Source organism: Streptomyces sp. NPDC048270 (genome assembly GCF_040652335.1).
GTDB lineage: Bacteria > Actinomycetota > Actinomycetes > Streptomycetales > Streptomycetaceae > Streptomyces.
This window is the reverse complement of record NZ_JBEZLV010000017.1, coordinates 25,496-37,393: the sequence shown is the minus strand read 5'-3', so window position 1 is coordinate 37,393 and position 11,898 is coordinate 25,496. Positions and strand designations below refer to the sequence as shown.

The following is an 11,898-nucleotide window of genomic DNA, read 5'->3' as shown; positions in this document are numbered from 1 at the left end:
CCATGTGTCAGTGAAGTCGAGCCGTTTGCTGTCGATCCTCCTCCTGCTCCAGACCCGCGGCCGGATGACCGCCGCCGAGCTCGCGGACGAGCTGGAGGTGTCCGTCCGCACGGTCTACCGCGACGCGGAGGCACTGGCCGCGGCGGGCGTCCCGCTGTACGGGGACGCCGGGCACAGCGGGGGCTACCAGCTGCTCGCCGGCTACCGGACCCGGCTGACGGGGCTCAGCACGGGCGAGGCGGAGGCCCTGTTCCTGACCGGAATCCCGGGCCCGGCGGCGGAACTGGGCCTCGGCCGGGCCCTGTCGGCGGCCCAGCTGAAGCTGCGGGCGGCGCTGCCGCCGGAGCTGCGCGCACAGGCCGACCGGATGCGGCTGCGCTTCCACCTGGACGCGCCGGGCTGGTACGCGGAGCACGAGGAGACCCCGTACCTCGCCGAGGTCGCCGACGCCGTGTGGCAGGGCCGGGAGATCGACGTCCTCTACCGGCGCTGGAAGGAACCCCGGGAGGTGCGCCGCCTCCTCGCCCCCTACGGCCTGGTCCTGAAGGCCGGCCGCTGGTACCTGGTGGCGGGCCCGGACGGCGCCCGCACCTACCGGGTGGACCAGATCCTGTCGGTGACGCGGACCGCGCGGACCGTGGAGCTCCCCGAGGGCTTCGACCTGGCCGCGCACTGGCGCCGGACCCAGGAGGACTTCCACGCCCGGCTGTACCCGGAACAGGCGGAGGTACGCCTCTCCCCCGGCGCCGCGTCCCGGCTGACGGGCCCCCAGGCCCGCGCCCTGGCCGCCACCGGCCACCCGGACCCGGACCTGCCGGGCTGGACCCGCGCCACCCTCCCGATCGAGTCGCAGGACCAGGCGGAATCCCAGTTCCTGTCCCTGGCCGCCGAAGCGGAAGTCCTGTCCCCACCGACCCTGCGCGCCCGCATCCAGACCACCCTGACCACGCTGACGGCCCGCTACACCACGGGGCCGAGCGCTCCCCACCTCACCCCTTGAGCGCCCCGACCCCCCTGGCCCGCTCCCGCAGGGTTCGTACGGCGCGGCCCCCGACCGAGCCCGACCGCCACAATCCCCTGAAACCCGCGCTCGACACCTCGAAGCCGTTACCCACGGGCGCTCCGCGCGGCCGTGCAGCCACCCCGGACGGGCGCCGGACGCCGTGCCGGGAGAGGCGCGTGGCGATCTGACGCGTGCACCGGACTCGGGCCGTGGTGAAGGCCGGGCCCCTGGGAGCCCCGCCTCTCCGGGGGCATGGCCGGGGAGCGCGATGTGCCCGCGCGGATCCCGGTCCCCCGGCCCGTTCCTTCGGGGGTTCCCGGCGGTCCCTGTCTTTCCGTGGTGGGGCGGTCGGTCAAGGGTGGCTGGAAGCCATCGCGAAGCGACGCGACGACGAAGGAGGAGCGCCCTTGAGGGAGCGTCCCGCCACGGAGAGACGATGGGACTGACGGGAAACCCCCGACCCTCCCTGACAAGGCCCGCCGAACTCCCGCCGCCGGAGCCTCGCCCTTCGCGGATCACCCGCGGCCCGGGCTCCGCCCGCCCCCGACCCCGTCCGGCGAGCCCTCGCACCCCTCAGCAGGCCCGGCCCGGACCGGGCGCGGCCGTGGCGCGGAGGAGGTCGCGGATGAGGGCGAAGTCGACCTTGGCGGGGTTGCGGAAGCGGAGGCAGGCTTTGCCCATGTCGTGGGGGGCCAGGCGGTCCGCGAAGGCTTCGCGGACGTCCGTGCGCATCAGGTAGAAGGAGATGTACTGCTTCTGGTTCGCCCAGGCGATCTCTCCGACCTCCTCACCGGGCCGGATGTACACGGGCATCCCGTACGCGATGGCCTCCTCGAAGCCCGGCAGTTCCGCCAGGCACAGCTCCCGCAGGCGGGTGAGGGCCTCGCGGCGGGCGTCCGGGGCGGCTGCGAGGTAGGCGTCGGCATCCATCAGGCGACCTGCTTCCGGGTCTGGGAGCGGACCGCCCCCATGCTGGCGGCGATCACCAGCGCGATGGCCAGGGCGTCCAGGGCGGACATGGCCTGGTTCAGGACGAGGAACCCGGCGGTGGCGGCGATGGCCGGTTCCAGGCTCATCAGGATCGCGAAGGTCGGGGCCGGGAGCCGCCGCAGGGCCAGCAGTTCGAGGGTGTAGGGCAGTACGGACGACAGGACGGCCACGCCGAGGCCCAGCGCGAGGGTGCTGGGGACCAGCAGGGCGGAGCCGGCTTCGACGATGCCCAGCGGCAGCGACAGGACGGCGGCCACCGCCATCGCCAGGGCCAGGCCGTCCGCCTGGGGGAAGCGGCGGCCCGTGCGCGCGCTGAACACGATGTACGCCGCCCACATCGCGCCCGCGCCGAGCGCGTAGGCCGCGCCCAGGGGGTCGAGGCCGCCGAAGCCGGCCCCGCCGTGGCCGGCCAGCAGCACGACGCCGGCCAGGGCCAGGCCCGCCCAGAGCAGGTTCACCAGGCGCCGGGAGACGATCACGGACAGGGCCAGCGGGCCGAGCACCTCCAGGGTGACGGCCGGGCCGAGCGGGATGCGGTCGATGGCCTGGTAGAACAGGCCGTTCATGCCCGCCATGGCCACGCCGAAGGCGATCACCGTGCCCCAGTCGGCGCGCAGGTAGCCGCGCACCCTGGGGCGGCACAGGAGCAGCAGCACGAGCGCGGCGGCCGCGAGGCGCAGGGTGACCACGCCCGCCGCCCCCGCCCTCGGCATGATCATGACCGCGAGGGCGGCGCCGAACTGCACCGAGATCCCGGCCGAGACCACCAGCGCGACCGGGCCGAAGCGGGATCCGCCGGCGGCGGGGGGCGTGGCGGTGGGGGTCGCGGCGCCGGCCGGGGCCGGAGTGGCGTTCGTCGTCGGGGAGGCGGAGGGTGCGGGCATTTATCCAGATTAGTGGTTCGTAAGGAGTGTGGCTTCGTGTCTTGCCTTACACGGGTCCCCGCCCGCCTTGTTCCCCCCGCTCGTCGTCCAGCCCGTCCAGCCCGTCCAGCCCGTCCGCCAGGAGTTCCGCCAGGTGCCGGGCCCGGACTCCGCCCAGCTGGGCGATCTGGGTGCGGCAGGAGAAGCCGTCGGCCTGGACGGCGGCGTCCGGCGGGGCCGCCCGCAGCGACGGCAGGAGCTGCTCCTGCGCACAGGCCACCGACACCTCGTGGTGGCCCGGCTCGAAGCCGAAGTTGCCGGCCAGGCCGCAGCAGCCGCCGCTGAGCTCGCCGGTGAGCCCGGCCCGCTCGCGCAGCCGCCGGTCGGCGGCGTCGCCGAGCACCGCGTGCTGGTGGCAGTGGGTCTGGCCGGTGACCGGCCGGTCGAGGCGGGGCGGCCGCCAGTGCGGCGCGTACTCCTCCAGGGTCTCGGCGAGGGTGCGGACGGCTGCCGCCAGGGCTTTGGCCCGGGGGTCGTCGGGGAGCAGGGCGGGCAGGTCGGTGCGGAGGGCCGCGGCGCAGCTGGGTTCGAGGACGACGACGGGGCCGGGGTGCGCGCCGACGGCGGCCAGCGTGCGGCGCAGGACCTTGCGGGCCCGGTCGAGGCGGCCGGTGGAGAGGTAGGTCAGGCCGCAGCACACCTGGCCGGCGGGGACGGCGACGGTGAGACCGGCGGCCTCGAGCACGCGGACGGCCGCGTGGCCGACCTCCGGGGCGAGGTACTCCGTGAACGTGTCGGGCCACAGGGTGACGGCGGGCGGGACCGGAGCCACGGCCGCAGCCGCGGCCCCCGGACCCCGTCCCCGCCCCTCCCCCCGCCCCATCCCGCGGTGCGTGCGGGTGAACGGTTCGCGGGGCAGTTCCGGCAGGGAGCGTTCGCGGGCGAGGCCCGGCACGCGGATCCGGCGGGCCAGGGCGTTCGCCGCCCGCGCGCCCCGCAGCCGGGCGATCAGGCGGAGCCAGGCCGGGAGGCCGCCCAGGGTGTAGTGCGCGAGGGGGCGGATGCGCCCCGACCAGTGGCGGTACAGGAACTCCGCTTTGTACGAGGCCATGTCCACGCCCACCGGGCAGTCGCTGAGGCACCCCTTGCAGCCCAGGCAGAGGTCCAGCGCCTCGGCGACCTCCGGCGAGCGCCAGCCGTCCCGTACGACCTCGCCCGCCAGCATCTCGTGCAGCAGCCGGGCCCGGCCCCGCGTGGAGTGCCGCTCCTCCCCCGTGGCCCGGTACGACGGGCACATCACCCCCGGCCCGCCCGCGTCGGCCGAGCGGCACTTCGCGACCCCGACGCACCGGGCCACCTCCCCCGCGAAGGCGGAGTCCGGCAGGACGGCGAAGCGGAGGTTCTCGTCGAGGCGGTGCGGGCGGACCAGCATCCCCGGGTTCATGCCGCCCGCCGGGTCCCACACGTCCTTGTACGCGCCGAAGAGGCGGACCACCTCCGCCCCGTACATCCTCGGCAGCAGCTCCGCCCGCGCCTGCCCGTCCCCGTGCTCCCCGGACAGCGAGCCGCCGTGGGACACCACCAGGTCCGCCATGTCGGAGGAGAAGGCCCGGAAGCGGGCCACCCCCCGGGCCGACGCGAGGTCGAAGTCGATCCGCACGTGCACACAGCCCTCGCCGAAGTGCCCGTACGGCGATCCGCGCAGCCCGTGCCGCGCCAGCAGCGCGCGGAACTCCCGCAGGTATGCGCCGAGCCGGGCCGGCGGCACCGCGCAGTCCTCCCAGCCGGGCCAGGCCATGTCCCCTCCCCCGGGCCCCGTCGGGGAGGTGCCCGCGGGCATTCCCCCGGACCCCGTCGCGGACGCGCCCGCGGGCATCCGCGTCGCCGTCCCCGCCGCGTCCTCCCGGATCCGCCACAGCGCCCGCTGCGCCGCCGGGTCGGCGACCACCACCGCGTCGAGCGCGTCCGCGCCCCGTACGAGCTCGCGCGCCGCGCCCTCGTCCCGCATCTCCACGAACAGCCAGGCCCCGCCCCGCGGCAGTCCGGCGGCGCCGCGCACCAGGTCCTGCGCCATCCCCTCCACCGTGAGCGGCCGGTACGCCAGCAGCCCGGCGGCCGCGTCCGCCGCCGCGCTCTCGTCCCCGTACCCGAGCACCGCCAGCGCCGGCGCGGGCGGCAGCTCGACCAGGCGCACCACCGCCTCGGTGACCACCCCGAGCGTGCCCTCGCTCCCGCAGAACGCCCGCGCGAGCTGCACGCCCCGCTCGGGCAGCAGCGCGTCGAGCCCCCCGTAGCCGGAGATCCGCCGGGAGAACCCGCCCGCCATCCCGGTGCGCAGGACGGCCAGGTTCCCCTCGACCAGCTCGCGCAGGCCCTGCGGCGCTCCGGACCAGCCCGTCCCGATCCGGTGGGCGGCGCCGCCGTACGCCGTCACCGCCAGCTCGGCCACGTTGTCGGCTGTGGTGCCCCAGGCGACCGAGTGGGCCCCGCACGCGTTGTTGCCGATCATGCCGCCGAGGGTGCAGCGGGAGTGGGTGGAGGGGTCCGGGCCGAAGGTCAGGCCGTACGGGCGCACCGCGTCGCGCAGCCGGTCCAGGACCAGCCCGGGCTGGACCACGGCGAGGCGCGCGGCCGGGTCCACGGAGACCAGGGCGTTCATGTGGCGGGTGAGGTCGAGCACCACGCCGGTGCCGGTGGCCTGCCCGGCGATGGAGGTCCCGCCGCCGCGCGGGACGACGGGGACCCCGGCCGCGGCGCACACGCGCAGCGCGGCCGCCACGTCGTCGGCGTCGCGCGGGGCGACGACGCCGACGGGCACGCGCCGGTAGTTCGAGGCGTCCATGGTCATCAGTGCCCGGGCCGCGGCACCGAAGTCCACTTCCCCGCGCAGCTCCGCCCGCAAGGTCCGTTCGAGTTCCCCGGGTGTCGTCACGGCGTCCACCCTGCCACCGCTGGGGGTTCGGCGGGGGCTGCGGGCGCCACCCGGGCCCCCTCCTCCACGTCCCATCCCCGGTGCACCGTGCGTCTCATCGGGTGGACGCACCTCCGAGGGGCGGACCGGGACCCGATACGCTCCGCTCGTGGCCGAGATCCAGATTCCCGCTGACATCAAGCCCGCCGACGGACGCTTCGGCGCGGGCCCCTCCAAGGTGCGGACCGAGGCGCTGGACGCCCTCGCCGCCACCGGTACCTCCCTGCTCGGAACCTCGCACCGCCAGGCCCCGGTAAAGAACCTGGTCGGCTCGGTGCGTCAGGGGCTCCGGGACCTCTTCTCCCTCCCCGAGGGCTACGAGGTGATCCTGGGCAACGGCGGCTCCACCGCCTTCTGGGACATCGCGACCCACGGGCTGATCGAGCAGAAGTCCCAGCACCTCACCTTCGGCGAGTTCTCCTCGAAGTTCGCCAAGGCCGCGAAGCTCGCGCCGTGGCTGGACGCGCCGACCGTCATCTCCTCCGACCCCGGCACCCACCCGGAGCCGCAGGCCGAGGCGGGCGTGGACGTGTACGCGTACACCCACAACGAGACCTCGACGGGTGTCGCGGCGCCGGTCAAGCGCGTCGCCGGCGCGGACGCCGGGTCGCTCGTCCTGGTGGACGCGACCTCGGGCGCCGGCGGTCTGCCGGTGGACATCACCGAGACGGACGTCTACTACTTCGCCCCGCAGAAGTCCTTCGCCTCGGACGGCGGCCTGTGGCTGGCGGCGTTCTCCCCGGCCGCGCTGGAGCGGGCCGCCCGCGTGCACGCGTCGGGCCGGCACATCCCGGAGTTCTTCTCGCTGCCGACGGCGATCGACAACTCGCTGAAGAACCAGACGTACAACACCCCGGCGCTGTCCACCCTCTTCCTGCTGAACGAGCAGCTGGAGTGGATGAACGGCCAGGGCGGTCTGGAGTTCACGACCGGGCGTACGGCGGCCAGCGCGCGCAACCTGTACGGCTGGGCCGAGGCGTCCAAGTACGCGACCCCGTTCGTCGTGGACGCCGACAAGCGCTCCGCCGTCATCGGCACGATCGACTTCTCGGACGACATCGACGCGGCCGCCGTCGCCAAGGTGCTGCGCGCCAACGGGATCGTGGACACCGAGCCGTACCGCAAGCTCGGCCGCAACCAGCTCCGCATCGCAATGTTCCCGGCGATCGACCCGGCGGACGTGCAGGCGCTGACCGCGTGCATCGACTACGTGATCGAGAAGCTCTGACGGCTTGACCCGGAGCCCCCGGTGACCTCGTGTCACCGGGGGCTCCGTCGTGTCCGGCCGCCGCCTCCGGGACTTTGGTCTCAAAAATCGCGGCAAAGGGGCTGCCAAGGGAGGTTCCCGGCCCGCCTTCCCGCCTGCGGCTTTATGCCGGAGGACCTTCGACCGGGGCCCTCCCCGCCCCTGCGGCTGCCCGCAACCACGCGCCCAGGATGTCCCTCATGTCTGGTGTGCCGGGAAAACCCCGGCCCGTTCAGGAGGTAACCCCATGCGCAAGGCACTCACCCTTTCGGCGATCGCCCTCGCCTCGTCGCTGGCCCTCGGCGGCGCCACCACCGCTTTCGCAGCCGACGCCCCGGCCCCCACCGCGTCGGCGAGCACGGGCGCCCCGGCGGCCGCCGCGAGCCTGAAGCTGTCGGCCTCCAGCGCCAAGCCGGGCGCCTCCGTGAGCTTCCAGATGGACGTGCCGGACGGCTCGACGCACCTGGCCGTCTCCTCCAAGGCCCTGGCCGCCGTGAAGATGACCGAGGGCCGGGGCGGCACCGCCACCGTCGCCGACGTCGCGGAGGGCACGTACGGCGTCTCCCTGACCGGCACCGGCCCCGACGGCGCCAAGCTCCAGGCCACCGCGCAGCTGACCGTCAAGAAGGGCGACCAGCCCGCCCCGCAGCCGGCGAGCGTGCGGCTGTCCACCGACTTCGGCCGGCCCGGCGACAAGGTCGTCGTCACCATCAAGACCGGCGAGAAGAACGCCTTCGTCAAGTCCGACGCCTTCGGCGGCCAGGTCAACCTGAAGAGCGACGGCCACGGCACCTGGACCGGCACCGCGGTGGTGGCCAAGGACGTCAAGACCGGCTACTACGGCGTCCAGGCCTTCGCGGGCGGCAAGCAGTTCGACACCGTCAAGTTCTCCACCGAGGGCAAGGGCGGCACCCCGGACGTGAAGCCGCAGCCGAAGCCCCAGCCGCTGAAGCCGAGCGAGCACAAGAAGCCCAAGGGTTCCGTGAACACCGGTGAGGCGCCGGCCGCTCACGCCCCCGAGGCCGGCAATGCCTGAGTCCGCACCCGCATCCGGGTCCGCTCCCGCCGGCGTTCCCGATGCCCGTCCGGCGCCGCTCCGCCGGGGCGGCCGCGGCCGCCTCGCTCCCGCCGTCCGTCCCGGACCGCGTCGAGATCCCCGACATCAAGGTGGACGCCCCGCTCGATACGGTCGGCCTGGACTCCCAGGGGGTCATGCGGGAACCCGACTTCGCCAAACCCCGGGACGCGGCCTGGTACGACCAGGGCCCCACGCCCGGCGAGCCGGGCGCGGCCGCGATCGTCGGGCACATGGACACCCCGCAGGCCCCGAAGGCCGTCTTCTTCGACCTCAAGAGCCTGAAGAAGGACGAGCAGATCGAGGTCCACCGGGCCGACGGCACGACCGCGGTGTTCGCCGTCGACGGGGTCGACACCTTCAAGAAGGACGCGTTCCCGACCGACAAGGTCTACGGGGACACCCACGGCAAGGCGGAGCTCCGCCTGATCACCTGCGGCGGCAACCTCACCCAGGACCGCCACTGGGATGCCAACGTCGTGGTGTTCGCGCACCTCACGGGCAAGCGGTAGCCCCGCAGGCGGTACCTTCAGGAGTTCTTGAAGGCAGCACAGCGTGGAGGCAGCGGCGTGAGCGTGCGAGTGACGGCGGCCCAGAGCGGCGTGGACCCCTTCGGCACGGCCCGGCTGCGGCGCGGGGTGCTCGACGCCTGGGGCGCCGGCCCGGCGCGGTTCCGCGAGGACGCCAACGCCGAGGAGGACCTGGCGCTCGGCGGCTACCGGGACCGGCTGGTCGTGGAACTGGCCCAGAACGCCGCCGACGCCGCGGCCCGGGCGGGGGTGCCGGGCCGGCTGCGGCTCACCCTGCACGCGGGCGAGGGCGGACACGCGGTCCTGGCCGCCGCCAACACCGGTGCTCCGCTGGACGCGACGGGCGTGGAATCGCTGAGCACCCTGCGCGCCTCCGCGAAGCGGGAGCCGGCGGGCGCCGGAACGGGAACCGGGCCCGGCTCCGGCTCCGGCTCCGGCTCCGGCGGCCCCGTCGGCCGCTTCGGCGTCGGCTTCGCGGCCGTCCTCGCGGTGTCCGACGAGCCCGCCGTCCTCGGCCGCCACGGCGGCGTCCGCTGGTCCCTCGCCGAGGCCCGCGAACTGGCCCGCGGCGCCGCCGTCGGCAGTCCCGGCCTCGGCGACGAACTGCGCCGCCGCGACGGCCACGTCCCGCTGCTGCGGCTCCCGCTGCCCGCCGAGGGCACCGCCCCCGAGGGCTACGACACCGTCGTGGTCCTCCCGCTGCGCGACGCCGCCGCCGAGGACCTCGTCGAGCGGCTCCTCACCGGCATCGACGACGCCCTGCTGCTCACCCTGCCCGGGCTGCGCGAGGTCGTCGTCGAGACGCCGGCCGGCCCCGCCCGCACCCTGTACCGCCGCGACGAGGGCCCCTACGCCGTCATCGAGGACTCCCGGTCGGGCACCAACCGCTGGCGCACCGTCCGCCACGGCGGCCCCGTCGAGAAGGCCCTGCTCGCCGACCGGCCCGTGGAGGAACGGCTGCGGCCCTTCTGGTCGGTGTCCTGGGCCGTGCCCGTCGACACCGAGGGCGCGCCGCTGCACCCGGCCACCGCGCCCGTCGTGCACGCGCCGACCCCCACCGACGAACCGCTGGGCATCCCCGCCCTGCTCATCGCGAGCCTGCCGCTGGACACCACCCGCCGGCACCCCGCGCCGGGCCCGCTGACCGACTTCCTCGTGGAGCGCGCGGCCGACGCGTACGCCGAACTCCTCGGCTCCTGGGACCCGGTGACCACCGGCCTGGTGGACCTCGTCCCCGGCCCGCTCGGCAAGGGCGAGCTGGACGGGGCCCTGCGCGCCGCCGTGCTCCGGCGGCTCCCCCGTACGGCGTTCCTCGCGCCCGCCGCGCCGCCCGAGCACGCCGAGGAGCGGGCCGCCCTGCGCCCCTTCGAGGCCGAGGTGGTGGAGGGCGCGGGCGCCGACACCGTACGGGTCCTCGCCGAGGTCCTGCCGACCCTGCTCCCGGCCGGCCTGGAGCGCCGCGCCGAGCTGCGCACCCTGGGCGTGGGCCGGCTGCCGCTCGGTGACGCCATCGAGCGCATCGCGGGCATCGAGCGGACCCCCGAGTGGTGGCACCGGCTCTACGACTCGCTCGCCGGCGTCGACCCGGACCGGCTGTCCGGGCTGCCCGTGCCGCTCGCCGACGGCCGTACGACGATCGGGCCGCGCCACGTCCTCCTGCCGTACGCCGACACCCCGGCGGACCTGGCCCGGCTGGGGCTGAAGGTGGCCCACCCGGAGGCCGCGCACCCGCTGCTGGAGAAGCTCGGCGCCCTCCCGGCCACCGCGCGGGCCGTCCTGACGACCCCGCAGGTGCGGGCGGCGGTGGCCGGCTCGATGGACGCGGGCGAGATCTGGGACGAGGACGCCCTGGACCCGGAGGAGCTGGCCGACGTGGTCCTGGGCCTGGTCCGGGACGCGGAGCTGGCACCGGGTGACGAGCCCTGGCTGGGCGCGCTGGCCCTCCCGGACGAGGACGGTGAGCCGACCCCGGCCGGCGAGCTGCTGCTGCCCGGATCGCCGCTGGCCTCGGTCATCCGCGAGGACGAGGTCCCGTACGTGGACGCGGAACTGGTCGGCCGCTGGGACGCGGACACCCTCACCGCGTGCGGGGTGCTGGCCACGTTCCAGCTGGTCCGCGCCACCGACGTGGTGCTCGATCCGGACGAACTGGAGCCGCGCGAAGGGGACTTCGCGGAACCGGACGACGCGGGCCTGCTGGACGCGGTCGACGTGTGGTGCGAGGACGTCCTGGACCAGCTGCCGGACACCCCGGTGCCGCCGGTGGCCACCGAACTGGTCGCGGTCCGCGACCTGGACCTGGTCGACGACGACTGCTGGCCCCAGGCCCTGGCGATGCTCGCGCAGCCCCCGCTGCGCGACGCGCTGACCCAGCCCGTGCGCGTCCTGCTCCCGGACGGCACCACGCAGTCGGTGCGCCCGTACACCGCCTGGTGGCTGCGCGACCACCCGGTGCTCGACGGCCGCCGCCCGGCGGGCCTGCGCGCGGCGGGCGGCGACCCGCTGCTTGCCGGCCTCTACACCCCGGCGGACGCCACCGGCTTCGAGGACGAGCAGGTCCTGCGGGCCCTGGGCGTACGGACCACCGTGCCGGCCCTGCTGGACGAACCGGGCGGCGCGGCCGAGCTCCTGGCCCGTCTCGCGGACCCGGACCGCGAGGTGACGGGCCGCCAGCTGCACGGCCTGTACTCGGCGCTGGCCGATCTGGACCCCGAGCAGGTCACCCTCCCGGACGAGCTGCGCGCGGTGGTGGACGGCGAGGTCCGGGTGGTGGACGCGACGGACGCGGTCATCGCGGACGCCCCGGACCTGCTCCCCCTGACGGAGGGCCTGCCCCTCCTCCCGGTCGCCCCGTCCCGCGCCGCGGACCTGGCCGACCTCCTCCAGGTCCGCCGCCTCTCGGACACGGTCCCGGCGGAGGTCACCACCCCGGGCGAGGAACACGAGGTCCCGGAGCCGGTCCGCATCCTGCTCGGCCCGGCGACCCCGGCCACGTACCTGGAGCACGAGGAACTGATCGCGGGCGGCATCGAACTGGACTGGCGCCACACCCCCGACGGCACCGTCCACGCCTCCACCCTGGAGGGCGTGGCCGCCGGCCTGGCCTGGTCCTCGGGCCAATGGCCCCGCCGCTTCGAGGTCGCCGCCCTCCTGGAGGACCCGTCCCGGACCGCGGAACTGGCCCGGGACAGGTGGTTCGACTAGGTCGTGCCCGCGCCGC

General features: G+C 75.5%; 8 protein-coding genes. 5 read left to right on the top strand and 3 right to left on the bottom strand.

The window, feature by feature from the left end:
• The first annotated feature begins 10 nt into the window (after nucleotides 1-10).
• Nucleotides 11-1,000 (top strand): WYL domain-containing protein, encoded by a 990-nt coding sequence (locus AB0D66_RS17090; RefSeq protein ID WP_362303274.1) that lies wholly within the window; start codon nucleotides 11-13, stop codon nucleotides 998-1,000.
• A gap of 576 nt (nucleotides 1,001-1,576) precedes the next feature.
• On the opposite strand, the gene AB0D66_RS17085 is transcribed toward AB0D66_RS17090, so the two are convergent.
• The 3 genes from AB0D66_RS17085 to AB0D66_RS17075 are packed head-to-tail and all read right to left on the bottom strand — an operon-like array spanning nucleotide 1,577 to nucleotide 5,788.
• Nucleotides 1,577-1,933 (bottom strand): DUF1801 domain-containing protein, encoded by a 357-nt coding sequence (locus AB0D66_RS17085; RefSeq protein WP_362303271.1) that lies wholly within the window; start codon nucleotides 1,931-1,933, stop codon nucleotides 1,577-1,579.
• Complete coding sequence (locus tag AB0D66_RS17080) at nucleotides 1,933-2,877, bottom strand: EamA family transporter (protein ID WP_362303269.1); 945 nt, start codon at nucleotides 2,875-2,877, stop codon at nucleotides 1,933-1,935. The genes AB0D66_RS17085 and AB0D66_RS17080 overlap by 1 nt, the downstream gene beginning before the upstream one ends.
• A 46-nt stretch (nucleotides 2,878-2,923) precedes the next feature.
• A complete protein-coding gene (locus tag AB0D66_RS17075) occupies nucleotides 2,924-5,788 on the bottom strand; it encodes an FAD-binding and (Fe-S)-binding domain-containing protein (RefSeq protein ID WP_362303266.1) in 2,865 nt (954 codons plus the stop codon).
• Nucleotides 5,789-5,936: 148 nt separating this feature from the next.
• Here AB0D66_RS17075 and serC point away from each other — a divergent pair, with 148 nt between their 5' ends.
• The 4 genes from serC to AB0D66_RS17055 all read left to right on the top strand — a co-directional run bounded on the left by serC (nucleotide 5,937) and on the right by AB0D66_RS17055 (nucleotide 11,882).
• A complete protein-coding gene (serC, locus tag AB0D66_RS17070) occupies nucleotides 5,937-7,055 on the top strand; it encodes a phosphoserine transaminase (protein ID WP_362303263.1) in 1,119 nt (372 codons plus the stop codon).
• Between the two features lie 265 nt (nucleotides 7,056-7,320).
• Nucleotides 7,321-8,109: a hypothetical protein gene (locus tag AB0D66_RS17065; RefSeq protein WP_362303260.1), complete on the top strand. Its 789-nt coding sequence runs from the start codon at nucleotides 7,321-7,323 to the stop codon at nucleotides 8,107-8,109.
• A gap of 41 nt (nucleotides 8,110-8,150) precedes the next feature.
• Entirely contained in the window at nucleotides 8,151-8,660 is a 510-nt protein-coding gene (locus tag AB0D66_RS17060; protein ID WP_362303258.1) for a class F sortase, read from the top strand.
• A gap of 57 nt (nucleotides 8,661-8,717) precedes the next feature.
• Nucleotides 8,718-11,882: a molecular chaperone Hsp90 gene (locus AB0D66_RS17055; RefSeq protein ID WP_362303255.1), complete on the top strand. Its 3,165-nt coding sequence runs from the start codon at nucleotides 8,718-8,720 to the stop codon at nucleotides 11,880-11,882.
• Nucleotides 11,883-11,898 lie beyond the last annotated feature (16 nt).